The sequence below is a fragment of the Amycolatopsis sp. 195334CR genome, from assembly GCF_017309385.1.
Taxonomy (GTDB): domain Bacteria; phylum Actinomycetota; class Actinomycetes; order Mycobacteriales; family Pseudonocardiaceae; genus Amycolatopsis.
Genome location: NZ_JAFJMJ010000002.1, coordinates 748,629 through 771,011, shown reverse-complemented (window position 1 = coordinate 771,011; position 22,383 = coordinate 748,629). Strand labels below are relative to the sequence as shown.

Annotated in this window: 25 protein-coding genes; 10 read left to right on the top strand and 15 right to left on the bottom strand. The window is 71.3% G+C overall.

The genetic code is table 11. The features are described 5' to 3' along the window. Positions 1–2 precede the first annotated feature (2 nt). Complete coding sequence (locus tag JYK18_RS26600; RefSeq protein ID WP_206806210.1) at positions 3–1,034, bottom strand: Gfo/Idh/MocA family protein; 1,032 nt, start codon at positions 1,032–1,034, stop codon at positions 3–5. A gap of 80 nt (positions 1,035–1,114) precedes the next feature. On the opposite strand from JYK18_RS26600, the gene JYK18_RS26595 reads away from it, so the two are divergent. The 3 genes from JYK18_RS26595 to JYK18_RS26585 all read left to right on the top strand — a co-directional run bounded on the left by JYK18_RS26595 (position 1,115) and on the right by JYK18_RS26585 (position 3,264). Further along, on the top strand, positions 1,115–1,834 hold the full coding sequence (locus JYK18_RS26595) for a PAS and ANTAR domain-containing protein (protein ID WP_307796074.1): 720 nt from the start codon (positions 1,115–1,117) through the stop codon (positions 1,832–1,834). A gap of 10 nt (positions 1,835–1,844) precedes the next feature. Further along, positions 1,845–2,228: a MerR family transcriptional regulator gene (locus JYK18_RS26590; protein ID WP_206806208.1), complete on the top strand. Its 384-nt coding sequence runs from the start codon at positions 1,845–1,847 to the stop codon at positions 2,226–2,228. Positions 2,229–2,334: 106 nt separating this feature from the next. Further along, positions 2,335–3,264, top strand: a complete 930-nt coding sequence (locus JYK18_RS26585) for an NADP-dependent oxidoreductase (RefSeq protein ID WP_206806207.1) — start codon at positions 2,335–2,337, stop codon at positions 3,262–3,264. Positions 3,265–3,271: 7 nt separating this feature from the next. Here the strand turns inward: JYK18_RS26585 and JYK18_RS26580 are convergent, their stop codons facing one another. Then, positions 3,272–4,171, bottom strand: coding sequence for a LysR family transcriptional regulator (locus JYK18_RS26580; RefSeq protein WP_206806206.1), 900 nt, complete (start codon positions 4,169–4,171; stop codon positions 3,272–3,274). Between the two features lie 72 nt (positions 4,172–4,243). Here JYK18_RS26580 and JYK18_RS26575 point away from each other — a divergent pair, with 72 nt between their 5' ends. From JYK18_RS26575 to JYK18_RS26565, 3 genes are read left to right on the top strand one after another with little or no spacing between them, the layout of a single operon-like run. After that, positions 4,244–4,552 carry a hypothetical protein gene (locus JYK18_RS26575; protein ID WP_206806205.1) on the top strand — a complete coding sequence of 103 codons (309 nt, stop codon included), beginning with the start codon at positions 4,244–4,246 and terminating at the stop codon, positions 4,550–4,552. A 49-nt stretch (positions 4,553–4,601) separates the two neighbouring features. Then, complete coding sequence (locus tag JYK18_RS26570; protein WP_206806204.1) at positions 4,602–5,804, top strand: NAD(P)/FAD-dependent oxidoreductase; 1,203 nt, start codon at positions 4,602–4,604, stop codon at positions 5,802–5,804. Positions 5,805–5,814: 10 nt separating this feature from the next. Beyond that, positions 5,815–6,756 carry a sigma-70 family RNA polymerase sigma factor gene (locus JYK18_RS26565; RefSeq protein ID WP_206806203.1) on the top strand — a complete coding sequence of 314 codons (942 nt, stop codon included), beginning with the start codon at positions 5,815–5,817 and terminating at the stop codon, positions 6,754–6,756. 3 nt (positions 6,757–6,759) lie between these two features. Here JYK18_RS26565 and JYK18_RS26560 read toward each other — a convergent pair whose 3' ends face one another. Both JYK18_RS26560 and JYK18_RS26555 read right to left on the bottom strand, forming a co-directional pair. Further along, positions 6,760–7,365 (bottom strand): DUF3159 domain-containing protein, encoded by a 606-nt coding sequence (locus tag JYK18_RS26560; RefSeq protein ID WP_206806202.1) that lies wholly within the window; start codon positions 7,363–7,365, stop codon positions 6,760–6,762. Beyond that, positions 7,362–8,516, bottom strand: a complete 1,155-nt coding sequence (locus JYK18_RS26555; protein ID WP_242582110.1) for an NAD(P)/FAD-dependent oxidoreductase — start codon at positions 8,514–8,516, stop codon at positions 7,362–7,364. The genes JYK18_RS26560 and JYK18_RS26555 overlap by 4 nt, the downstream gene beginning before the upstream one ends. 100 nt (positions 8,517–8,616) lie before the next feature. Here JYK18_RS26555 and JYK18_RS26550 point away from each other — a divergent pair, with 100 nt between their 5' ends. Both JYK18_RS26550 and JYK18_RS26545 read left to right on the top strand, forming a co-directional pair. Further along, positions 8,617–9,222 (top strand): TetR/AcrR family transcriptional regulator, encoded by a 606-nt coding sequence (locus JYK18_RS26550; protein WP_206806201.1) that lies wholly within the window; start codon positions 8,617–8,619, stop codon positions 9,220–9,222. A gap of 228 nt (positions 9,223–9,450) precedes the next feature. Then, positions 9,451–12,765, top strand: coding sequence for an error-prone DNA polymerase (locus JYK18_RS26545; protein WP_307796073.1), 3,315 nt, complete (start codon positions 9,451–9,453; stop codon positions 12,763–12,765). A gap of 86 nt (positions 12,766–12,851) precedes the next feature. Here the strand turns inward: JYK18_RS26545 and JYK18_RS26540 are convergent, their stop codons facing one another. Next, complete coding sequence (locus tag JYK18_RS26540; protein WP_242582107.1) at positions 12,852–13,682, bottom strand: SDR family NAD(P)-dependent oxidoreductase; 831 nt, start codon at positions 13,680–13,682, stop codon at positions 12,852–12,854. A gap of 40 nt (positions 13,683–13,722) precedes the next feature. Beyond that, a complete protein-coding gene (locus tag JYK18_RS26535; protein ID WP_206806200.1) occupies positions 13,723–14,085 on the bottom strand; it encodes a nuclear transport factor 2 family protein in 363 nt (120 codons plus the stop codon). 78 nt (positions 14,086–14,163) lie between these two features. Between JYK18_RS26535 and JYK18_RS26530 the strand changes: the two genes are divergently transcribed. After that, a complete protein-coding gene (locus JYK18_RS26530) occupies positions 14,164–14,958 on the top strand; it encodes a MerR family transcriptional regulator (protein ID WP_206806199.1) in 795 nt (264 codons plus the stop codon). A 291-nt stretch (positions 14,959–15,249) separates the two neighbouring features. Here JYK18_RS26530 and JYK18_RS26525 read toward each other — a convergent pair whose 3' ends face one another. The 5 genes from JYK18_RS26525 to JYK18_RS26505 are packed head-to-tail and all read right to left on the bottom strand — an operon-like array spanning position 15,250 to position 18,249. Further along, positions 15,250–15,786 carry a hypothetical protein gene (locus JYK18_RS26525; RefSeq protein WP_242582104.1) on the bottom strand — a complete coding sequence of 179 codons (537 nt, stop codon included), beginning with the start codon at positions 15,784–15,786 and terminating at the stop codon, positions 15,250–15,252. Positions 15,787–15,812: 26 nt separating this feature from the next. Continuing rightward, entirely contained in the window at positions 15,813–15,971 is a 159-nt protein-coding gene (locus tag JYK18_RS26520; RefSeq protein ID WP_206806198.1) for a hypothetical protein, read from the bottom strand. Further along, a complete protein-coding gene (locus JYK18_RS26515; protein ID WP_206806197.1) occupies positions 15,964–16,791 on the bottom strand; it encodes a GNAT family N-acetyltransferase in 828 nt (275 codons plus the stop codon). Before JYK18_RS26515 ends, JYK18_RS26520 begins: the two co-directional genes overlap by 8 nt. Before the next feature lie 15 nt (positions 16,792–16,806). Then, complete coding sequence (locus JYK18_RS26510) at positions 16,807–17,433, bottom strand: NADPH-dependent F420 reductase (protein ID WP_206806196.1); 627 nt, start codon at positions 17,431–17,433, stop codon at positions 16,807–16,809. Positions 17,434–17,442: 9 nt separating this feature from the next. Beyond that, positions 17,443–18,249, bottom strand: coding sequence for an inositol monophosphatase family protein (locus tag JYK18_RS26505; protein WP_242582101.1), 807 nt, complete (start codon positions 18,247–18,249; stop codon positions 17,443–17,445). Positions 18,250–18,364: 115 nt separating this feature from the next. On the opposite strand from JYK18_RS26505, the gene JYK18_RS26500 reads away from it, so the two are divergent. Continuing rightward, positions 18,365–19,270, top strand: coding sequence for a LysR family transcriptional regulator (locus JYK18_RS26500; RefSeq protein ID WP_206806195.1), 906 nt, complete (start codon positions 18,365–18,367; stop codon positions 19,268–19,270). A gap of 3 nt (positions 19,271–19,273) precedes the next feature. Here JYK18_RS26500 and JYK18_RS26495 read toward each other — a convergent pair whose 3' ends face one another. From JYK18_RS26495 to JYK18_RS26480, 4 genes are all read right to left on the bottom strand, one after another. Continuing rightward, the gene (locus JYK18_RS26495) at positions 19,274–19,846 is read right to left on the bottom strand and encodes a hypothetical protein (protein WP_206806194.1); all 573 of its coding nucleotides are present in this window, start codon (positions 19,844–19,846) and stop codon (positions 19,274–19,276) included. A 79-nt stretch (positions 19,847–19,925) separates the two neighbouring features. Beyond that, on the bottom strand, positions 19,926–21,020 hold the full coding sequence (locus JYK18_RS26490) for an endo-1,4-beta-xylanase (protein ID WP_206806193.1): 1,095 nt from the start codon (positions 21,018–21,020) through the stop codon (positions 19,926–19,928). Positions 21,021–21,304: 284 nt separating this feature from the next. Next, positions 21,305–21,790, bottom strand: a complete 486-nt coding sequence (locus JYK18_RS26485) for a hypothetical protein (protein ID WP_206806192.1) — start codon at positions 21,788–21,790, stop codon at positions 21,305–21,307. A gap of 67 nt (positions 21,791–21,857) precedes the next feature. Beyond that, a complete protein-coding gene (locus JYK18_RS26480) occupies positions 21,858–22,289 on the bottom strand; it encodes an Hsp20/alpha crystallin family protein (protein ID WP_206808131.1) in 432 nt (143 codons plus the stop codon). Positions 22,290–22,383: the final 94 nt, after the last annotated feature.

Sequence of the window (22,383 nt, the reverse complement as noted above, 5' to 3'; positions counted from 1 at the left end):
GCTCATTCGCCCGGGTAGCGAACCCCGAGTTGGGCGCGGATCTCGTCCATCGCCGCCATCACCCGGACGGTGGCGTCGAGCGGGAACAGCTCCGACTCGGTTCGCCCCGCGGCGAGGCAGCGCGCCGCCTCGGCGGCCTGGTACCGCAGGCCCGCGTGTCCCGCGCCCGCCACCTGCACGTGTTCGTCGACCAGCCCGCCGTTCCGGTCGTGCAGCCGCACCCAGGTCGGGCCGTAGAACGGACCGCCGAGGTCCAACCGGCCGCCGGTACCGCAGATCGACGCCGTGCCGGGGGTCGTGCCCAGCATCGAGGCGTGCAGTACCCCGTGCGCGCCGGCGGCGTTCGTGACGGTGATGGCTTCCTGGCTGTCGACACCGAGGTCGGTCAGCGCGCCGACGGCCGTGATCGAGGTGAACGGTCCCAGCACGAAGTCCGCGAACGACACCGGGTAGACGCCGAGATCGAGCAGGGCACCACCGGCCAGTTCCGGGCTCGCCAGCCGCGCCGGCCCGTCGGGGTACAGCGGCTGGCCGTGGTCGGCGAAAACCGTGGTCACCTCACCGATCAACCCGTCCGCCAGCGCCTGCCCGACCACGTCGTAGTGCGGCAGGAACCGGGCCCACATCGCCTCCACCAGCAGCAGCTTCTTCGCCTTGGCCAGCTCGACCAGGTCCTCGGCTTCGGCCGCGTTGCGGGTGAACGCCTTCTCCACCAGCACCGGCTTGCCCGCCTCCAGCGCGAGGCGGGCCTGCTGGTGGTGCTCCGAATGCGGCGACGCCACGTAGACGATGTCGACCTGCGGATCGTTCACCAGCTCCGCGTAGGAGCCGTACGCCGAGGCGGCACCGAACTCGTCGGCGAAGGCCTTCGCCCGGTCCAAGCTCCGGGAACCGACGGCGACGATCTCCTGTCGCGTCCCCTGTCGCAGCGCGGTGCAGAACAACCGCGCGATCCCACCCGGCGCGAGGATTCCCCACCGCATCACCGGTGCGTCCATCGGATCCGGCGTGCGCGGAGCGGGCAGTGCGGCCATGGTCGTCGAACCCTTCGTCAGGACGGCGGGGAACTGCACGACCTATCATGCCGCCGTCGCGGCTGGGCAGAATGGCACTCGTGACCGATACCTCGGAACCCGTCCTCGACGTCCCGCCGCCCGCGCTCGGCCGGGTGGTGGCCGGTCGCCCGCACACCATCGGCCGCTTCCAGTTCCACTTCGCCGACCAGCGCTGGGAATGGTCCGACGAGGTCGCCCTGCTGCACGGCTACGAGCCGGGAACCGTGCACCCCACCACCGAGTTGCTGCTCTCGCACAAGCACCCGGACGACCGGGCCGCCGTCGCCGGCACCCTGGCCGCGGCCGTGCGCGACGGCACCGCGTTCTGCAGCCGCCACCGCATCCTCGACACCCAAGGGATCGAGCACCACGTGCTCGTGGTCGCCGACCGGCTCTTCGACGACACCGGCGCCGTCGTCGGCACCGACGGCTACTACATCGACCTCGGCCCCGACCTGGCCGAGCAGCGCCAGCAGATCTTCGACGAGGCCCTGCCCGGCTTCTTCGAATCCCGGGCCGTGATCGAACAGGCGAAGGGCGCGCTCATGCTCGTCTACGGCCTCACCGCCGAACACGCCTTCGCCGTGCTGAAGTGGCGCTCCCAGGAAACCAACAGCAAGCTCCGGGACCTGGCCGCCAAGCTCACCCACGCGCTGAGCACGCTCGGCGGCGGCCCGCTCCAGCAGCGCACCCAGTTCGACCACCTGCTGCTCACCATCCACGAGCGCCCCGACCCACCGGCCCCGGACGCCACCGGCGGGCCGGGCACGCGGGCGTAGGCTGGCCGGAATGCGGATCGGCGAGTTGTCCCAGCGCACGGGCGTGAGTCCCCGTTCCCTGCGGTACTACGAAAAGCAGGGCCTGCTGACCAGTTCGCGCTCCGAGGCGGGGCAGCGCCACTACGCCGAGGCCGAGGTCCAGCGTGTGGCGCTGATCCGGCAGCTGTTCGACGCGGGCATGTCCAGCCAGGTGATCGCGACCGTGCTGCCGTGCGTGGACCTCCCCGGCGACCTGGGCGTCGCCGAGGAGACGTTCACCGCGATGCTGCGCCAGCGCGAGCGGATCGAGGCCGACATCGCGCACCTGATCGAGACCAGGGACGCGCTGGACCTGCTGATCAGCGCCAACAGCAGGCACCGGGCGAAGCTGTCCACCGCCGCGGAGTCCGCCTGACGCTGTGACCCGCGCCTCAGCCGCTTGCCCCTTACACCGATGTCAGCGGTGAGGATGGCGACAGCGCCCGGAAGTACCGGGCCGCGCATCCAGGAGGCAGCGGAAAATGGGACAGGCGTGGGGTTTCGGCAAGCACGGCGGGCCCGAGGTCCAGGAGTTCTTCGAGCGTCCCGATCCCGTCCCCGGTCGTGGTGAGGTGCTGATCCGGGTCGATGTCGCCGGGGTGAACCCCCTCGACCACCTCGTGCGCTCGGGTCTGGTCCCGGGGCTCGACGGCGGGCGCCCGTTCCCCCGCGTGCTGGGCATGGAGGCCGCCGGAACCGTGCTCGCCCGGGGTGAGGACGTCGACGGGCTCGAGGTGGGGGACGAGGTTTTCGGCTTCGCACTCACCGGTGGCGGGACCTACGCCGAGACGACGGTGCTGTCCGCGCAGAACACCGCGCGCATCCCGGCGGGCCTGTCCGCGACCGTGGCGGCCACGCTGCCGGTGGCCGGGACGACCGCGGTGGACGTGCTCGACCAGCTCGGCCTCCCGGCTGGTGCCACGATCCTGGTCAACGGCGTCGGGGGCGGGGTCGGCCTCGCCGTCGCGCGGCTGGCCATCGGGCGCGAGCTGCGGGTGATCGGCACCGGGAGCGCCGCCAAGCGCGAGCACGCCGAAGCCATCGGGGTGCGGTTCGTCGACTACGCCGCCGAGGATGTCGTCACCGCGGCGCGCGAGCTGGTCCCGGACGGCTTCGACGGGATCGTCGACCTGGTCGGCGGCACTTCGCTGCGGACGGTCGCGCCGCTGGCCCGGGATCCCCGGAACGTCATCGCCGTGGGTGACATGTCGGTGCCGGAGCTCGGCGGGCGGTTCGTCGAGCGCCGCCTGGACCGCGAGAACCTGGAGCGGTCGGCCCGGCTGGCGCTCGACGGCGTCCTCGCACCGGTGATCACCGCGGTCCACCCGCTCTCCGACGCCCCCGCCGCCCTCGCCACCGTCGAGAACGGCCACGCCGCGGGCAAGGTCGTGCTCAAGGTGGCCGCGGGTTGAGCCGGTCTCACTCCAGTTCGGCGGCCACCGCGATCATCGCGTCGAGCACCGCCAGCACCTCCGCGCGCGGCTCTGACCGCGTGGTCCGGTGGCGCGCGATGAGCCGTCGCGTGCCCAGGCCCGGCAGGCTCACCGCCTTCGTGGCCTCGCCGAGGTTCTCCCGGGTGGCGAGCGCCGGCACGATGGCGATGCCGAGACCACCGGCGACCATGGACATCGCGACGTTGTAGTTCTCGTAGCTGTGCACGGTCGCCGGATCGGTCGCGAGGCTGCGGCGGGCCCGGTCCGTCGCCGGGTGCGCGGCCGAGCCGTCGTCCACCCCCAGCCACGGCAGGTGCTCCAGGTCGGCCGTGCCGGTCGGGGTCGGCATGGTGGCGGGCACCAGCGCCATCCACGGCTCCTCCAGGATCGGCACGTCGTGGGTGCCGCGCGGGGTGCGGCGCCCGACCGGGCTGTCCGCCTCCAGGGTGAGCAGGTCCACCTCGCCCGAGCGCAGCCGCTGCTGGCCCTCGTCGGGGTCGACCTCCAGGATCACCACCTCGACCCCGGGCAGGTCTTCGCGCAGGCGGTGCAGCATCGGCACCAGCACCGCGCCGATGATCGTCTGGAACGCGCCGATCACCACGGTGCCGGTGACGTCCTCGTTGAGCGCGGCCAGTGCCTTGCGCGCGTCTGTGAGTTCGCCCTCAATCCGCTCGGCCACTTCGGCCAGCACGCGCCCGGCCGGGGTGACCACCGCTCCCCCCGGCTGGCGGTCGAGCACGGCCGTGCCGATCGCGTCCTCCAGGCGCGCGATCTGCTGCGACACCGCGGAAGGCGTCAGGTGCAGGTGGTCCGCGGCCGCCAGCACACCGCCCGCGCGGTGCACGGTGAGCAGCACCATGAGCTTGCGGGGATCGATGTCCATTCAGTAGAGCTTAATACCGGGGCCAGAGAAGTTCGATTGATCTGTACCCAGAGCGTCCGCACACTCGGGGCCATGGAGGAATTGATGTCCGTCGCCGCGTCGGCGGCCGGATGGACCGGAACCTTGTGCACCGCAGCGGCTTACGCCCTCGTGTCACGGCAGCGGCTGACCGCCGACTCGACGCTTTTCCAGGCGCTCAACGTGCTGGGCGGCGTCCTGCTGGCGGTGTCGGCGGCGTCGAGCGGGGCGTGGCCGTCGCTCACCTCGAACGTGGTGTGGGTGCTGATCGGCGTGCAGGCGGTGATCGGGGTCCGGCGGGCGCTGCGCAAGAAGAAGCGCGGTGCCGAGGAGGCGGCGACGCCGCTGGCGCCGGTGGCCTGACCACACCCGGTCGCTGTCAGGAATTCGGGGGCTGTCCCGTTCAGGGGACATGCGCACGAAACAACAGCACCGCATCGTCGTCCTCGGGGCCGGGTACGCCGGGGCCTTCTCCGCCGGTTGCCTGGCCCGCCAACTCCACCCCGATGACTTCGAGATCACCGTCGTCAACGCCGAACCCGACTTTGCCGAACGGCTGCGCCTGCACCAGCTCGCCGCCGGGCAGGAGCTCCGGCACCGGCCGCTGGCGGAAGTGTTCGCGGGCACCGGGATCCGGCTGCGCGTGGCGCGGGTGACCGGTGTCGACGCCGAGCACCGGGCGGTCACCGTCACCGACGGCGAGGGCGTCGACCGGCTCGACTACGACACCCTGCTCTACGCGCTCGGCAGCACGGCCGCCGACCACGGCCTTCCCGGGGTCGGCGAGCACGCCTTCCCCGTGGCCGCGCGGCCGTCCGCGCTGCGCCTGCGCGCCCGGCTGGACGAGCTGGGCGGGGCGGGGAAGGTGCTGGTGGTCGGCGGCAACCTGACCGCGATCGAGGCCGCCACCGAGATCGCCGAATCCCGGCCGGGCCTCCGGGTCAGCCTCGCCACCCGCGGTGAACTGGGTGGCTGGCTGGGTCCGAAGGCCCGCGGCCACCTGCTGCGCGCCTTCGACCGGTTCGGCATCACGATCCACGAGCACACCACCATCGAGCGGGTCGAGCGGGCGGCGGCGATCGCGGCCGACGGCACCGCGTTCGCCAGTGAGGCGACCGTGTGGGCGGCCGGCTTCGCCGTCCACCCGATCGCCGCCGCCAGCGGTCTCGAAGTGGCGTCCACCGGCCAGATCGAGGTCGACCGCCAGATGCGCTCGGTCTCGCACCCGGACGTCTACGTCGCCGGTGACAGCGCCTTCGTCATCGGCGAGAACGGCAGGCCGTTGCCCATGTCGTGTGCCTCCGCGGGATCCACCAGCAAGCAGGCGGTGGCCGCGATCATCGGGGACCTGACCGGGCGCGAGATCGCGGTGACCTCGATGTCCTACGTCGGCAACCACATCAGCCTCGGCCGCAAGGACGCGATCTTCCAGCTGGTCGACGGTGACGCGCGCGGGAAGCCGTGGGCACTGCGCGGCCGGACGGCCGCCCGCGTCAAAACGGCGATCCTCGACGGCGCCGCCTGGGCGCTGAGCCATCCCACCTTCGGGAAACCGGGTCACCGGTACCGCTTGACCACGACTCGGGAGCGCTCGGCCGGCGCGGTCGCCGCCTAGAGTCGTGCTCATGGACACCGCCGCCGTGGCGCGGTTCGAGGCCAGCCGGGACCGGCTGGCCTCGCTCGCCTACCGCCTGCTCGGTTCGGCCGCCGACGCCGAGGACGCGGTGCAGGACGCGTTCCTGCGGTGGCAGGCCGCCGACCGCGAGCACGTCGAGGTGCCCGAGGCCTGGCTGACCAAGATCGTCACCAACCTCGCGCTCGACCGGCTCCGGTCAGCGAAGGCGCGGCGCGAACGCGCGGTCGGTGCCTGGATCCCCGAACCACTCCTCGACGGCGACCCGATGCTGGGCCCGGCGGACACCGTCGAGCAGCGCGAATCGGTGACCCTCGCGGTGCTGACGCTGATGGAACGCCTCTCCCCCGTCGAACGGGCCGCCTACGTGCTGCACGTGGCTTTTTCCTACCGCCACGCCGAGATCGCCGGGATCCTCGGCATCACCGAATCCGGGAGCCAGCAACACCTCCACCGCGCCCGGCGCCGGATCGCCGCCGGTACCGGCCACGGCACCGGCCTCGCCCCCGCCTCCGCGCGCCGGATCGTCAAGGCGTTCGTCGACGCCGCCTCGTCGGGGCGGACCGAGCGGCTGGTGGCGCTGCTGACCGACGACGCGACCGGCGTTTCCGACGGCGCCGGGCTGGGGCTGCCCGCGAAGCCGGTCCGGTTCCCGACCCCGGAGCGGCTCGCGAGCGCGGCACGGGCCTTCAAACCGTCCCCGGCCAAGCGGAGGCTCGTGGGTGGCTCGCCCTCGATCCACGCCGTCGTGGTCAACGGCTGCCCGGCCATGCTCGCCACGCTCGGCGACCGGGTGCTGAGCGTGGTGGTCCTGGAGGTCCGTGACGACAAGATCGCCGGCATGCACGGCATCGCCGCCCCGGACCGGCTCGGCCGCCTCACCGGGGAGTGGCTGCGGCAGGAGCACGACGTGCCGCTGATCGAATCGTGGTGAGGGTCAGCCGGTGCGCAGGATCCGCCAGGACAGGTACAGGCACACGCCGGTGGCGGGCGCGCCGCCGAGCACGGTGGCGGTGATGCCGAGCGCGATCGTCTGCTCGGCGAGGTACAGCGGCACCAGAACGGCCGCGGCGACGGTCGATTTCACCGCGAACAACGCCGTGCACAGCTGATACCGCCGTCGTCGCACGGGATCCCGCCGCCAGGTGAACCGCTCACCACGGGCCATCCCCACCGCCAGCCCGACCGCGGGCCAGCCCACCGCCATGGACACCAGCAGCAGCACCGCGGCACCCGGCTGCCAGAGCACGGCCCACAGGTAGAAGTCGACCGCGCGCCCGGTGCTGCCGGCCAGCGCCGCCGAGAGCCCCACGACGAGCAGCCCGATGGCCGCAGACCAGTACGCCCGGTCGGTGCACACCCGGACCACGGCGAGCACCGCCACCGCGCCGACGGCGATCAGCGCGGAGGCCGGCACCCGGTCGGTCAGCAGGTAGGCGACCAGGAACACCACCCGGGACGCGACGGCTTCGGCGACCGTGCGCCAGCCACCCACCGCGTCGAACAGGGACATCGACTTGCGGGTCAGCACGCTGAAGCTCATGCGCTCGCCGCCGAATCACGTGCCCCGGCCGGGGGAAAGCTGTCCCGGCGCAGCGCGTCTTCGTAGTCGCCGATCGCGGCGAGCAACCCCTGTTCGCCCGTCGCGGCCCGGACCAGTGCGTCGCGGAGGCGCCGCGCGTCCCGCATCGCCAGGTTGCCGCCGAAGCCGGGAGCCAGGTGGATGGCGTCACCGAGGACCGTCACCGAGGAGGCGGGCCACGGCGCCACCGGCGGGATCACCCCGCCCCGCAACGCGACCGTGGCCCGCGGCCACGCTTCGTCGACGACCGACCGCAACGCCGGGGGCAGGTCCGCCGCCAGCACCTTGGCCGCGCCCCACGCCGCCGCCGGCAGTTCGACGGGCCCGAGGCGCTCCCTGACGACGGGCATCGCCCACATCACGTAGTCCTCGACCTCGGCCACGGCCGAGGCGGGCAGTGCGGGCAGCCGCTGTTCCCGTGCCACCGACGGCGGTTCGGTGAACCGCAGCACGCCAAGGGCCATCATCGTGCCGCGCACCCGCGCGCTGGCGGGGTGGTGGCCGATCAGCGCGGGCAACCCGGTTCCGGCCACCGCGCGCAGGGGTGCCGCGCCCATCAGCGTGCGTTTCCCGGTGTCGACCACGCGCACGCCGGGCAGGTACTGGCGGCGCACCGCCGATCCGACGCCGTCGGCGCCGACCAGCACGTCCGCGGTGTCGGTGCGGCCGTCGCGGAAGTGCGCCCTGACGGTGCCGCCTGCCCGTCGCTCGAAGCGCGTGAACTCCGCCCCGAACCGCACCGCGTCCGCCAGGCCGGTCAGCAGGACCGCCCGCAGCAGCGGCCGGTGGGCCTGCCTGCCCGGGCGGGCCCGCACCGGGTGTCCTGGCGCGAGCGGCTGCCGGTGGGCGACCGCGAGCTCTCCGTCCACTTCGGACAGCAGCAGGCTGTGCTCGCGCGGTCCGCCCAGGGTGGCCTCGGCCATGGCGGTGTGTTCCGGTGGCAGGCACTCGCGCAGCGCCGTCCTTCCCCGGTCGTCCAGGTGCAGGCTGATGCCCTGCCTGCGTCTCCCCGGTTCGTCCCGCTCGTAGACCGCGACGTCGATCCCCGCCTGACGCAGCCCGTTGGCCAGCGTCAGCCCGCCGAGCCCCGCGCCGATCACGATCACCCTCATCCGCGCACCCCTTTCTTCATCACCTGATGAAGTTCACCGTAGCGACATTCCGAGAGGTTCTCCACCGGGTGGTGAAGAAACTGCGCTAGGCTCCTCCGCGATGGCGGAAACGACGGAAGACGGTCCCCCCGGACGCCCTGGACGCTGGCGATCCGGCGCGGAGAGCAAGCAACGGATCCTGGACGCGGCCCGCGGCCTGTTCCGCGAGCACGGCTACGGCGGCACGACGGTGCGCGCGGTCGCCACCGAAGCGGGGGTCGACCCCGCGATGGTGTTCTACTTCTTCCGCACCAAGCAGGGCCTGTTCGCCGCGGCGATCGAGATGTCCTCGAACCTGCCCCCCGCCATCGAATCGATCTTCACCGGCGAACTCGGCACCCTCGGTGAACGCCTCGTCCGGACGCTCGTGGAGAACCTGGACGCCTCCGACCGCGCGCCGCTGGTCACGCTCACCCGGTCGGCGACCACCCACGACGAGTCCGAGACCCTGCTCCGCGAGTTCATCGACCGGGAGATCACCGGCAGGCTGGCGGCGCTGATCGGCACGCCGGACGCCACCTGGCGGGCGAGCATGGTGAACGTCCAGATCCTGGGCATCACGGTGGCGCGCTACATCGCCAGGATCGAGCCGATCGCCTCCGCGCCGGTCGGCGAACTGGTCGCCAGGTTCGGTCCCCTCGTGCAGCAGAGCCTCACCGGGCCGTAGGCCGCCTCGGCGCCGGTCACGTGGTCGTCGCTGTCCGCGTTGGGGCTACTGCGTTTCCGGCACGCGGGTGAGCCACGCCACCGTCCACCTGCGACAGATCATCCCCCGGCCGGGTGGTTCTGCCCGCCGGTTTTGACACCACCGGCCCGACGGCACAGGATTCGCTCAGGCGTTCTACCGCGGTCGGCTTCCCCTCGACGGCTCGAGCTTGGTGAGGGTGTTCAGCCGGTGTCGTTCAACGGTGGCGCGGGGTCGCGCTGGAAGGATCTGGCCGCGCGACTGGACGGCCGGGCGGTCGCGGAGGGCATCGAGCGCGACAGCCCGACCTCGAACCGGCGCCGCGAGCTGTACGTGCCGCCACAGGATCTCCAGCGGAAGCCGCCGCCCGCCAGCAGCGCAGCCTCACCCGCGCACGTGCCCTTCGCCGAGCTGCACTGCCGCTCCTACTTCAGCTTCCTCGACGGTGTCTCCTCGCCAGAGGAACTGGTCGAGGAAGCCGCGCGGCTGGGGCTGGACGCGCTCGCGCTGACCGATCTGGACGGCATGTACGGCGCGGTCCGCTTCGCCCAGGCCGCCCGCGAACTCGGCGTCCGCACGGTCTACGGCGCCGAGCTCAGCCTGGACCTGCCCCGCCAGCAGACCGGCGTCGCCTACCCCGAAGGCGAGCACCTGCTCGTGCTGGCCCGCGGCCCGGAGGGTTACCGGCGGCTGTGCCGGGTCATCTCCGCCGCGCACCTGCGCGCCGACGCGGAGAAGGGCCTGCCGCGGTATGACCGCGAGGAGTTGGTGCGTGAGCTGGCCGGGCACGTCAAGGTCCTGACCGGCGGGGATCACGGAGCGGTGCGCAGCGCTTACCTCACCGGTGGCCTCCCCGCCGCCGAACGAGCGCTCACCACCCTGATCGAGCAGTTCGGCCGCGAGCACGTGGTGATGGAACTGATCGCCTACGGGGAACCGCTCGACGACGTGCACAACGACGACCTGGCTGCCCTGGCCGCGCGCCACGGCCTGACCGCGATCGCGTCCAAGGGGGTGCGCTACCACTCGCCGGGGCGGGGCCGCGCGCTCGCGCCGGCCGTCGCGGCGTTGCGAGCGAAGCGCTCGGTCGACGAGATGGAGGGCTGGCTGCGGGCCAGCGACGACGCGTTCCTGCGCTCGGGCGCGGAAATGATCGAGATCTTCTCCCGGTACGAGAAGGTCGTGCAGAACGCCGCTCTGCTCGGTGTCGAGTGCTCGTTCGATCTTCGCCTGGTCGCGCCGCGGTTGCCGCCGTTCCCGGTCGAGGAGGGTTACACGGAGATCACCTTCCTGCGGCACCTGACCTGGGAAGGCGCCGCGCGGCACTACGGTCCGCGCGAGGAGAACCCGAAGGCCTACGCCCAGCTGGACCACGAGCTCGACATCATCGAAGGCCTGGGTTTCCCGGGCTATTTCCTGGTGGTGTGGGACATCGTGCGGTTCTGCGGGGAGAACGACATCCTCTGCCAGGGCCGGGGCTCGGCGGCGAACTCCGCGGTCTGCTACGCCCTGGGCATCACCAAAGCCGACCCGGTGAAGTGGGGTCTGCTGTTCGAGCGCTTCCTCGCCCCCGAACGCGACGGGCCGCCGGACATCGACATCGACATCGAGTCCGACCGCCGCGAAGAGGTCATCCAGTACGTGTACGAGCGCCACGGCCGTCACCGGGCCGCGCTGGTCGCCAACGTGATCACCTACCGCAACCGCTCCGCGGTCCGCGACGCCGCCCGCGCCCTCGGCCACTCCCCCGGCCAGATCGACCGCTGGGCCAAAACCCTGGACGCGTGGGGTTCGCTGGCTTCCGCCCGCGCGGATCCCGACCAGGACATCCCCGACGACGTCCTCGATCTGGCCGCGGGGCTGGAGGGTTCACCGCGACACCTGGGCATCCACCCCGGCGGCATGGTGATCACCGACCAGCCCGTTTCGGAGATCGTGCCGGTGGAGAACGCCCGCATGGCCGATCGCACGATTCTGCAGTGGGACAAGGACGATTGCGCCGAGATCGGGCTGACCAAGTTCGACCTGCTCGGCCTCGGCATGCTCTCCGCGATCCACTACACCGTCGACCTGGTCGCCGAGCACGAGCACACCGTGATCGACCTGGCGCACCTCGATCTGGCCGATCCCAAGGTGTACGACATGCTCTGCGCCGCGGACGCGATCGGAGTGTTCCAAGTGGAATCCCGCGCGCAGCTGGCCACCCTGCCCCGGTTGCGGCCACGCGAGTTCTACGACCTCGTCGTCGAAGTCGCCCTCATCCGCCCCGGCCCCATCCAGGGCGGCTCGGTGCACCCGTACATCCAGCGCCGCAACGGCGGTGAGTGGCAGCACGCGCACCCGCTGCTGGCGCGGTCGCTCGACCGGACGCTGGGGGTGCCGCTGTTCCAGGAGCAGGTCATGCAGATGGCCGTCGACGTCGCTTCCTTCACCGCCTCCGAAGCCGACCAGCTCCGCCGCGCCATGGGGGCCAAGCGTTCCCACCGCAAGATGGCCCAGCTCCGGGAACGCTTCTACGCGGGAGCCGCCGCCAACGGCATCACCGGTGCACTCGCCGACCAGATCTTCACGCAAGTGGAAGCGTTTGCGGGCTACGGTTTTCCCGAAGCGCACTCGATGTCGTTCGCGCACCTGGTCTACGCTTCGGCGTTCCTCAAGCTGTACCACCCGGCCGCGTTCTGCGCGGGCCTGCTGCGTGCCCAGCCGATGGGCTTCTACTCCACGCAATCCCTGACCGCCGACGCCCGCCGCCACGGTGTGCTCATCCACCATCCCGACGTCGACCGCAGCCTGGCCTGGACCACCACCGAACCCGACCCGGACAGCCACGGCGGCGTCGCCGTCCGGCTCGGGCTCGGCGAAATCCGGGGCCTCAGCGAGGAAGTCGCCGCGCGGATCGTCGCCGAACGGCCGTTCACCGGCATCGACGACCTCGCCCGCCGCACCGAACTCACCACCGCGCAACTGGAAAACCTCGCCACCGCGGGCGCGTTGGCGCCGCTGGAACGGTCACGCCGCCGTGCACTGTGGACAGCCGGCGCGGCCGCCCGCGACAAACCCGGGCTGCTGCCGGGGACCAGTGTCCCCGCACCGCCACCGGCCCTGCCCGGGATGACCAAACTGGAACTGCTCACCGCCGACGTCCACACCACCGGCCTGTCCCCCGACCAGCACCCGGTCGACCTGCTGCGCACCCACCTCGCCGACCGCGGGGCCCACACCGTCGCCGCGCTGTCCGAAGTACTCGGCGGAACCCGCGTCCTGGTCGGCGGTGTCATCACCCACCGGCAGCGCCCGCCCACCGCCGGCGGCGTCACCTTCCTGTCGCTGGAGGACGAAACCGGCGTTGTCAACGTCACCGTCTCGCCCGGGTTGGATCGCAAGTACCGCACCATGATCCGTGCCAGCACGGCGTTGCTCGTGCGGGGCATCCTCGAATCCAACTCGGGCGCCCTCAACGTCGTCGCCGACCACTTGGAGCCGCTGTCGGCAAACGGCACCACCCCCTCCCGCGACTACCGATGACGCCGTCGACCGTCGGATGGCGCTGTGGAATCTCCGTTCCTGTCGCCTGGCCGAGGCGCGAGCACGGGTGGCCCGCAGCCGCTGGGCTAGAAGTCCGTGCTGCGTGAAAGCTTCTCGTTGGCGCGTAGCTCCACGAGGGCGTTCTCGTGCATCGCGGTGATGACGTCGTAGCCGGAGTTGCCGAGCACGATCCGGCGCGGCGGAACGGGTGCGTTCATCGCGCTGATCACGGCCCGCACTCCCCGCACGGGATCGCCCTCTTGCTTGCCGTTGTGGTCCACGAACGCCGCCTTGACGCTCTCGACCATCGGCACGTAAGCGTCGACGACCTCGTCGACTGGCTGGTCCTGGAAGCCGGCGAAGGCCTTGGTGCGGGTTGCTCCCGGCTCCACGACGAGCACCCGCACACCGAACGGCTCGACCTCGAGCCGCAGCGTCTCCGACAGTCCTTCGACCGCGAACTTCGCCGCCGAGTAGTAGCCGAACCCCTGCGCGCTGACGAGGCCCGCCACCGACGACATGTTCACGATCCAGCCGCCGCCGCGTGCCCGCATACCCGGCAGGACCGCACGCACCACGTCGACCACGGCGAACAGGTTGAGGTCGAAGGTGCGGCGGATCGTCTCGTCAGGGGCCCCTTCGATCGAGCCGAACCAGCCGCGGCCCGCGTTGTTGACGAGCACGTCGATTCCGCCGAACCGCTCCTCCGCCGCCTTGACCGCCGCACGCACCTGCTGGGCATCGGTGACGTCGAGCTCCAGAACCAGCACGCGGTCGCCATAAGGCTCAGCCCATTCCAGCAGCTCAGCAGGCCGACGCACGGTCACCGCGACTCGATCGCCCTGGTCCAGCGCGGCCTCGGCGTAGGCCAGGCCGAACCCTCCGGGCGTCCCACCAGTGATGAACCAGGTCTTCATGATTTTTTCTCCGTCGAAGATTGAGATGACGTGGGTTCGGTCAGGCCGCGTGGTTGGCGATGACGAGTTCGGCGATGAGGTCGTCCCGCACCGTGAACCGGTAGTCGAGCTCGGCGATGCCGCCGGGGAAGTCGCCTTCGAGTCGCACGGTCAGCACCCAGTGGGTGTCGTCGACGCGGTGGGCGCCGATCTGTTCGGTCGTGTACTCGAACTCGGACCCGGCGTCCCCCAGGAACGCGTGGATCTGCTCCCGGCCGCGGAAGGTCTCGTCCTGGTCGACGACCACCGCGTCCTCGGTGAGGAACGACGAGGCGGTGTCGGCGTCGCGGACGACGTGGGCGGCGAAGAACTCGCGGACGGTGGCCGGGAGCAGCTCGGACGGGAGATCGGTGTGCTGTGTCATGAACCCATCGTGTGAGCTCACGGCGTGGGAGGGTCAAGCCGTGGACTCTCCCCCGGGGAGAGAGTCCAGAATGGAGGGGTGCTGAGCATCGGGGAGTTCTCGCGGCTGACCCACTTGAGCGTGCGGACCTTGCGCCGGTACCACGAGGCGGCCCTGCTGGAACCCGCCGTGGTGGACGAGACCACGGGTTACCGCTACTACGGGCTCGACCAGATCCCGACCGCGCAGGTCATCCACCGGCTCCGCGAACTCGACGTCCCCCTGAGCGACGTGCAGCGGATCCTGCGGACCCCCGACCCCGGTGTCCGGGCGGCCCTGGTCGCGGACCACCTGCAACGCCTCGAGGACGTGCTCGACCGCACCCGGACCGCGGTCGTGTCGCTGCGGCGCCTGCTCCGGCCCGACCCCGCGCCGATCGACGTCGAGCTGCGTGCGGAGCCCGCCCGGACGGTCGCGGCGGTGGAGGCCGTGCTCGGAGGTCGCGACGTGGCGGCCTGGTTCGCCGGCGCGATGGCCGAACTGGAGGCGGCCGTCGGCGCCGCCGCGACCGGTCCGCCGGGCGGCTGCTACGACAACGCCCTTTTCGAACAGGAACGCGGTCACGCGCTCGTCTACCTGCCGACCGCCGCGCCGCCTCGCACCGGACGCGTGCACCCCGCGGTGCTGCCGGCCGCGGAACTGGCCGTCACCACCCACGTCGGCGAGCACGACGGCGTCGAGGTCACCTACGGCGAACTCGGGACCTGGGTGGTGGAGAACGCGATGTCGGTGGCCGGGCCGGTGCGGGAGGTCTACGTCGTCGGCCCTCGTGACTCAAGCGACCCCGCCGCGTGGCGCACCGAGATCGGCTGGCCGGTCTTCCGCGTCACCTGAAGCGGTCGGTGCGAAGCCGGGCCTGGGAACAACAGGGGACGGTGTGAGAAGGAGTCGTTGGCGCTCAGCACGATCGACGGGTCCAGCGTGACTCCGACTACTCCAGCACCGGCTCGACGCGCAACCCGGGATCGGCGACCTGCGCGGCGCGCAGCGCACCGGCCAGCACAGCCCTCAGCATCTCGAGGATCACTTCCCGGATCGAGCGCATCCCCCTCGGTCAGCTAGTTCCTGGCGACTTGGCCGGCCGCCGTCGCGGTGCCGGCGGCGTTCGTTCCCCTCGGCGCGACCTCATGCAGCTTGAGGCGCAACCCTGCCCCACGGTTTGAAGACCGAGAGCACGGTGGCGAAGCTCAGGAGAGCCAGCGCGGTGGCCGCGAGGAACGACACGAACCAGATGTCCGCCAGCGGTTGCTCACCGGTGGAGAGTTCGGTGATGGGCCCCAGGAAGGCCAGCATCATCGCGCAGGCGACGACGTTGAGGGCCAGCTTCACCGCGACCCACCAATAACGCAGGAGCGCCCATTTGGTCGCCAGTCCCAGCAGGAGGCCGGTGATCAGGCAGACCACCCCCGCGATCAACGCGGTCAGCAGCAGGGGAACCACGAAGAAGTCCGCGAGTGCCTGGTACACGGTGGCGCGGTCGTCGCCCGCGCGAGCCCAGCCGATCGCCACCAGGACCACGGCGAGGACATCGATGCCGATCCAGGCGCCCGCCGACACGATGTGCGTGACCAGGATGCTCTTGCGCAACCGAACCGGAACGCGCCAGCGAACCCGGTTCGGCGGAGGTGGCGAGGCGGGCCGGGAGGTGACTTGGGTGCTCATCGTCGTCCTAGTCTGTGGGGCCGGGGTCATTCGACGGTCCGGGCGAGGATGCCGGTGCCCCGCGGTTCGAGCCGGTAACCGAAGCGGTGCCCGACCGGATCGGCCGCCCGCGCGGCGAGAACGGTCCATTCGAGCAGGCGGTCGGTTTCGTGTCGGGTGATGACCACGGTGGTGGCCTCACGCATGCCACTGCCAGTTGGCGCGGTCGTACATCGGCTCGAAGCCGGCGCGCAGCAGGTTGTGCAAGGACGGGTTGTGCTCGCCAGGTCCTTCCGCACCGGTTTCCGCGACGATCCACCGGCAGCCCTCGGCCGCGGCGGCGCGGAGGCGGGCGGCGATCAGCGCGGACTGCGCACCGCGGCCACGCGCGTCCGGGTGGGTGGCTCCGGCGAACATGTGCGCGCATTCGCCGTGGAAGAAGACGCTCCCGACCGCGACGATCCGGTCGGCGTCCCAGACCGCGTACTGCCGCCAGTTCTCCTTGCCCACGAAGGACGCGGCCATCTCGATCAGGTCCGGCGCGGTGAACCCGAAGGTGGTCTGCATGACGGTGGCCCATTCGTGGGCCTGCCAGGCTTCGACCACGCCGATTCGCCAATCCGCGGGCAGCGCGGGAATCCCGGCGTCCGCGGTGTCGAGGTCGCGGCCGAGCTTGACGAACCGGCTGCCTTCGGTGAGGCCCAGTTCCGCGGCGGTGCCGGCCCAGTCGGGCGGCAGCAGGGGCGGCGCGATCATCAAAGATCCTTGCGCCACACCGTGTTCTCGGTAGAAGTCGCAGAGCGGGATCAGGTCGTCGGCGGTGATCGGGCGGCCGGTGCCGAACCCGCCCGCCCGGTTGAAGAAGTAGCTCGGGTCTTCGCGAACGGCGAGTGCCTGGGCTGGTCCGGTCCGCGAAACGCCGAGGCCCAGTGCCTCCTGGACGGTTGCCGGGGCGCTGGTCGCGAAGTCGATGTAGGCCTTGATCTCGGTCAGCTCGGCGACATCGACCGGCACGGTGGTCGTCATGGGTGCTCCCGTTGGTCAGCGTGCGATGGACACGGCGAAGGGGGTGAAACCGTTGCGGCGCAAGATATGCGGGACAACGAGGATCATCGCTTCGGTGGCGCGGGCGGTGGTGATGTCGCCGAGATCCTCGATCCATGCGGAGTCCCAGCCCAGATCGCCGAGGAGTCCGGCGACGGTTTTCCTGGCCCGCTCGTCGTTCCCGGAGAGGTACGCCGTCGGCGGGACGGCCAGTGCCCCGGGCGCGGTCATGACCGTGAACAGCATGGTGTTGAGGGTCTTGACCACCTGGGTGCCGGGCAGGGCGGCCTGGAGTTGTTCGGCAAGGCTGCTGCCGGGATAGCACAGGGCTCCGGGCAGGCCGTCGGCGTCGTCGCGGGTGGCGTTGGAGACGTCGATAAGGATCTTGTCCGCGAGTTCGGCTCGCAGGCCGGTGAGCCGCTCCAGCGTGCTGTCGCCGGGAGTCGCGTTGATCACGATGTCCGCGGTGCGGGCGGTGGTGGCGTGGTCGGCGTAACGGATCGCCGTGCCCGCCTCGTCGCCGTTCTCACGGCGGCCGAGCGTGACGTCGTGGCCCGCCGAGGACAGGGCGTGGGCGAGGCTCGTGCCGACGCGACCGGCGCCCAGGATGCCGATGTTGGTCATGGATTGCTCCTAAAAAGAGAGGACGTCGAGTGCGGCGGCGTGGAGGCCGGGGGCGGCGGCGAGGAAGTCGCCGCTGGCCGCGCTCCAGGGCTTGCCGTCCAGGTCGGTGACGGTGCCGCCGGCCTCGGTGACCAGCAGGGCACCGGCGACGAGACCGGAACGGACGTCGGAGAACTGCCAGAAGGCGTCCATGCGCCCGGCGGCGACGTGGATGAGCTGCAGCGTGGCCGGAACGGACACCCGCACGACGAGGCCGGCGGTGAGCATGGCGGTGACCGATTCGCCGATCCGGCGGAAGGAGTCCGTGCTCTCCCCTGGCCGGGCCTGGCCGGTGCCGATCAGCGCGGCACCCAGGTCGCTCTTGGCCGACACCACCAGTGGTTCGCCGTTGTGGTGGGCGCCGCCGCCGGCGGTGGCGGTGTAGGTGTCGCCGGTCAGCGGGAGGTGCACGACGGTGAGCACGGGCTGGTTGTCGCGGACCAGGGTGGCCGTGACGGCCCAGTCCGGCATGCCGTGCACGTGGTTGATGTTGCCCTCGGCCGGGTCGGCGACCCACCACTCGCCGGGCGGGAGCGCCCCGCCCTCCAGTTCGTCCTCCACCCACCGCGAACCCGGCCGCGCCCGCAGCAGCGGCTCACGCAGGACGGCGAGGACCGCCTCGTCGTTCGCGTGGATCTCGGCGACGATCTCCGTCAGGCTCACCCCTCGCGCCTGTGTCGTGTAGCGCTCCCGCAGGGTGGCTCCGGCGTCCCGCACCGCGGTGGTCACCGCGGACAGGAGCGTCCGGTCGAGGTCGGCGGGCATGACTGTGCTCATCACGTAACTCCCTGGATTTCGTTGGAGCGGAACGCTTTCCGGCCCCGCGCTGTCGAAGTTAGTGAGCCCAACCATTAACAACAAGTGCATGTTCGGCACTTGTACAGTTACTCCCATGCAACTGGATTTGAACCTGCTCACCGCGCTCGACGCGCTGCTGGAAGAGGGCAGCGTGGCCGGCGCCGCCGCCCGCCTCCACGTCACCGCACCGGCGATGAGCCGTTCGCTCGGCCGCATCCGCAAGGCCACCGGCGACGAGATCCTGGTCCGCACCGGCCGCCACATGACGCCCACCACCCGCGCGGTGGCCATGCGCACCGAGGTGCACGCCCTGGTGCAGCAGGCGCACCAGTTGCTGTCCGCTCAGGCGGACCTCGATCTGGCGACGCTGGAGCGGGTGTTCACCGTCCGCTGGCACGACGCCCTCGCCACCGCGTGCGGCACCGGCCTGATCGCCGCGGTCCACCGCGAGGCCCCCGGAGTCCGCCTGCGGCTGACCGCCGAACCCGGTGACGACACCCCCGAACTGCGCCGCGGCGAGGTCGACCTCGCCTCCAGCGCCGGCCCGCCGTCCCTGCCCGACCTCCGTCACCACCTCGTCGGCCACGACCGGCTCGCCCTCGCCGTCCGGTCGGACCACCCGCTCGCCGAAGGGCCCGTGACCGCCGAGCGGTACGCGGCGGCCGATCACGTCACCGTCTCCCGGCGCGGACGCCTGCGCGACCGGATCGACGACGCCCTCACCGCACTCGGTCACGAGCGCCGCGTCATCGCCTCCGCCCCCACCACGGCCACCGCGCTGCAACTCGCCCGGGACACCGACCTCGTGGTGACCCTGCCCGAGGCGGTTACCCGCGCCGCTCGCGACCAGCTCGGCCTGACCACGTTGCCGCTGCCGCTCGACCTCCCGGAAGTGCCCCTCCACCTGCTCTGGCACCAGCGCCACCACAACGATCCCGCCCACGTCTGGCTGCGTGAAACCGCCATCCGGACCCTCGAAGCCGTGCTCGCGCTCCAGTGACGATCACATCCGGATTTCGGTGATCGTCGCCATTCCCGCGACCGGCGAGCGTTCGTGCATGGTGATCGGGTCCCCCGGTGCGAGGTGACGCCAGTTCAATGGTGTGAGCGGGGCGAGCCTGACCGAACCTCGGCCCCCGGGTTCGAGCTCGGGCGCGAATTCGACCCAGATCCTCGCGATGTGCAGATCCTCGTGCGGCCCGGGCGCGGCCCGGCCGATCGCCCACATCGGCCGCAGTTTCCCGTCCCCCGGGATCGGGAGGTGACGGCCCCCGGCTTCGGGTGCGACGAGCTGGAGGTCGGCCTTGACCACGCCGTTGCGGGTTTCCCAGCCTCGCCACCGGCACCAGGCGGCCCGGCGTTCGAGGAACAGCTGCCGGGCGGCCTCGACGAGGAGATCCCAGTATTCGACGGGTTGCCACTCGATTCCGTCGAAGTCCTCGAGAATGCCGAGCGCGAGATCCCACTCGTCCTCGACGAGGTATTCACGGACGTCGGCGGCTACGAGACCGGCGTCGCTTCTCGCGTCGTCGGGGATGAGGTCGGTGGCGCGTCGAAGCAGCTCGGGAACGTGCACGGGACCATTGTCGGCCTTCGCCGCGGCCGCCATAGGTAACGGGGTTCGACCGGCTGAGGTGCGGGAACGCCGTCCGCGCTCAGCGCCCGGCGGCGAGTGTCGAGCGCAGGACGTGGTAGGCCGGTTTGCGCGAGAAGTCGTCCCACATCACCGTTGCCGCGCCTTCCCCTTCGAAGAACACCGGCACCCACGAGTACTTGTCGGTGAATCCCCAGATGGTGAACGAATCGCAGCCGCGGACGTTGAGGCACGCGGAAAGCATGCGCTGGTAGTAGTCGGCCTGCTGGGCCAGTTGCGCGTCGGTCGGCACCCCGCTTTCCGGGAGGTCCATGCGCACGTCGACTTCGGTGATCGCGGTGTGCAGCCCCAGCGCGGAAAAGCGGTTGAGGTTGGTCTCCAGATCCGCCGGGAAACCGTAACGCAGGCTCAGGTGGCCCTGGGCCGAGAACCCGTGCACCGGCACACCCTGGGCGCGCAGTTGCTGGATCAGGGCCAGATAGGCGTCGCTCTTGGCGTTGACGCCCTCCACGCCGTAGTCGTTGAAGAAGAGCTTCGCGTGGGGGTCGGCCTGGTGCGCCCAGCGGAACACGTCGGCGATGATGCCGGGGCCGAGTTCGCGGAGCCAGATGTTTTCGGTGGTGCGCAAGGCCCCGGTCTCGGTGAAGATCTCGTTGGCCACGTCCCACTGCTGGATCTGGCCCCGGTACCGGCCGACCACCTTCCGCACGTGGTCGCGCAGGATCGAGCGCAGCTGGGCCGGGGTGAAGTCGCTGTTCTCCAGCCAATCCGGGTTCTGGCTGTGCCACAGCAGGGTGTGCCCGCGGACGACCTGGTGGTGCCGCTGGGCGAACCGCACGATCGCGTCGGCGGCGGTGAAGTCGTACCGGTCGCGCTCCGGGTGGAGGTACTCCCACTTCATCTGGTTCTCCGGCGAGACCGAGCTGAACTCGGTGCCGAGCAGCTTGCGATACGGCTTGTCCGCGGTGAACGGGTCCGGGTACGGCATCGTCTCGTGGTGCCCGCCGCCGGCGACCGCGGTCCCGATGCGGAAGCCCCGCGGCGCCGCCTCCCGCAGGGATTCGTCGTGGCCGTGCGTGGGCGAAGCCGTCGCGGGCAGGGGGGCCAGGAGCGCCAGCGCGGTCAGCGCGACGGTGAGCAGGCGGAACGGCTTCATCCGAACTCCCGAAAGTTTCGAAAGCGAACGGGAAAGTTTCGGGCGAACTGTAAGTCGCCTTGGTCCGGCCGTCAAGAGCGGTTTTTCGCGGGCGGCCGCCGGGTATCCGGGGCGCTCCCGAGCACACCTCCGAAAGCCCGGCGAGCCGCGGGCGCCGCGGTAACCACCAGCGAACTCGGGGCGCCCGCTTCGCGCGGTTGGCGACAGCCCGGCACGCGGCTGGCGATGGCCGGGCGCCGCTCTGCCCGGGCAAAGAGGCTGCGGCAGCAGCCACCGGCTCGGAGCTACGCCGCGGCCAGGTGCGGAGGCCGCTCCTCCCCGTCCACTGTGGACTCAGCTTGGGCCAGCAGCGCGCCCGCCCGCGCCAGCTGGTCACGGAGCCGGTCGCGCACGTGGTGCAGCCCGGCCACCTCGCGACGAGCGCGCTCGAGTTCAGCCTCCGCCTGGGCGCGTGCGGCGGCCAGGTGCTCGGCGGCCTGGGTACGCGCGGCGGCCAGGTGCTCGGCCGCCTCCTCACGGGCGAGATCGAGCATGCCCCGCAATCGTTCCTGCAGGGCGGCGGCGTCGATCGGCTCGCGGCGCAGCAGGGCGGCAGTTGCCCGCAGTTCGGCGTTCTGGTCGTGCGCGGCCGCGAGGCGCCGTTCGAGTTCGCGACAGCGGGCCACGAGCGCATCACGCTCGTCCGCGAGCTTCGCGTGGGCCAGTTCGGTTTGTCTCAGGTGGTCTTCGACGTCGGTCCGGTCGTAGCCGAACAGCGTGGTGTGGAACATGTTCGTGGTCCAGGGGCACAGCCTTGCCCCGGCCGCGGGGCGGCCGGGGCAGCAGCGAATGGGACTGTCAGGCGTCGATCTGCTTGGCGTCCTCGCGGGAGCCGACCGCGATCTTGCGCGGCTTGGCCCGCTCGGTGACCGGGATGCGCAGGGTCAGCACCCCGCTGTGGTACTCCGCCGCGATGCGCTCGGTGTCGAGGGACTCGCCGAGGAACAGCTGCCTGCTGAACACCCCGCGCGGCCGCTCGGACACGCTGACCTCGACATCGTCGCCGAACTCGGCCTGCCGCTCGGCCCGCACGGTGAGCACGTTGCGCTCCACGTCCAGGTCGATCGTGTCGGCACTGACCCCGGGCAGGTCGAACCGCACGACGTAGTCGTCGCCTTCGCGGTAGGCGTCCATCGGCATCGCGGCCGGGCGCGCGCTGGTGCCCTGGGTGCCGAAGACCTGCTGGGTGAGCCGGTCGAGCTCACGGAACGGGTCGGTGCGCATCAACATCATGTCGTCCTCCTCTCGAGGCCTCCCGTGCTGGGGAGGCGGTTCGTACTTGCTAACGCTCGACTCAGGTTTCCTGTTCCCGCTACGGGAAAAT

What these genes read in the sequence shown, in the direction of transcription:
- JYK18_RS26535 (WP_206806200.1), bottom strand. Translation starts at nt 14,085, where the DNA reads ATGACACAGCACACCGATCTCCCGTCCGAGCTGCTCCCGGCCACCGTC.
- JYK18_RS26505 (WP_242582101.1), bottom strand. Translation starts at nt 18,249, where the DNA reads ATGAGCACAGTCATGCCCGCCGACCTCGACCGGACGCTCCTGTCCGCG.
- JYK18_RS26575 (WP_206806205.1), top strand. Translation starts at nt 4,244, where the DNA reads ATGGAGGAATTGATGTCCGTCGCCGCGTCGGCGGCCGGATGGACCGGA.
- JYK18_RS26560 (WP_206806202.1), bottom strand. Translation starts at nt 7,365, where the DNA reads ATGAGCTTCAGCGTGCTGACCCGCAAGTCGATGTCCCTGTTCGACGCG.
- JYK18_RS26570 (WP_206806204.1), top strand. Translation starts at nt 4,602, where the DNA reads ATGCGCACGAAACAACAGCACCGCATCGTCGTCCTCGGGGCCGGGTAC.
- JYK18_RS26490 (WP_206806193.1), bottom strand. Translation starts at nt 21,020, where the DNA reads ATGAAGCCGTTCCGCCTGCTCACCGTCGCGCTGACCGCGCTGGCGCTC.
- JYK18_RS26555 (WP_242582110.1), bottom strand. Translation starts at nt 8,516, where the DNA reads ATGAGGGTGATCGTGATCGGCGCGGGGCTCGGCGGGCTGACGCTGGCC.
- JYK18_RS26565 (WP_206806203.1), top strand. Translation starts at nt 5,815, where the DNA reads ATGGACACCGCCGCCGTGGCGCGGTTCGAGGCCAGCCGGGACCGGCTG.
- JYK18_RS26485 (WP_206806192.1), bottom strand. Translation starts at nt 21,790, where the DNA reads ATGTTCCACACCACGCTGTTCGGCTACGACCGGACCGACGTCGAAGAC.
- JYK18_RS26580 (WP_206806206.1), bottom strand. Translation starts at nt 4,171, where the DNA reads ATGGACATCGATCCCCGCAAGCTCATGGTGCTGCTCACCGTGCACCGC.
- JYK18_RS26525 (WP_242582104.1), bottom strand. Translation starts at nt 15,786, where the DNA reads ATGAGCACCCAAGTCACCTCCCGGCCCGCCTCGCCACCTCCGCCGAAC.
- JYK18_RS26515 (WP_206806197.1), bottom strand. Translation starts at nt 16,791, where the DNA reads ATGACGACCACCGTGCCGGTCGATGTCGCCGAGCTGACCGAGATCAAG.
- JYK18_RS26500 (WP_206806195.1), top strand. Translation starts at nt 18,365, where the DNA reads ATGCAACTGGATTTGAACCTGCTCACCGCGCTCGACGCGCTGCTGGAA.
- JYK18_RS26590 (WP_206806208.1), top strand. Translation starts at nt 1,845, where the DNA reads ATGCGGATCGGCGAGTTGTCCCAGCGCACGGGCGTGAGTCCCCGTTCC.
- JYK18_RS26510 (WP_206806196.1), bottom strand. Translation starts at nt 17,433, where the DNA reads ATGACCAACATCGGCATCCTGGGCGCCGGTCGCGTCGGCACGAGCCTC.
- JYK18_RS26480 (WP_206808131.1), bottom strand. Translation starts at nt 22,289, where the DNA reads ATGTTGATGCGCACCGACCCGTTCCGTGAGCTCGACCGGCTCACCCAG.
- JYK18_RS26520 (WP_206806198.1), bottom strand. Translation starts at nt 15,971, where the DNA reads ATGCGTGAGGCCACCACCGTGGTCATCACCCGACACGAAACCGACCGC.
- JYK18_RS26540 (WP_242582107.1), bottom strand. Translation starts at nt 13,682, where the DNA reads ATGAAGACCTGGTTCATCACTGGTGGGACGCCCGGAGGGTTCGGCCTG.
- JYK18_RS26585 (WP_206806207.1), top strand. Translation starts at nt 2,335, where the DNA reads ATGGGACAGGCGTGGGGTTTCGGCAAGCACGGCGGGCCCGAGGTCCAG.
- JYK18_RS26600 (WP_206806210.1), bottom strand. Translation starts at nt 1,034, where the DNA reads ATGGCCGCACTGCCCGCTCCGCGCACGCCGGATCCGATGGACGCACCG.
- JYK18_RS26550 (WP_206806201.1), top strand. Translation starts at nt 8,617, where the DNA reads ATGGCGGAAACGACGGAAGACGGTCCCCCCGGACGCCCTGGACGCTGG.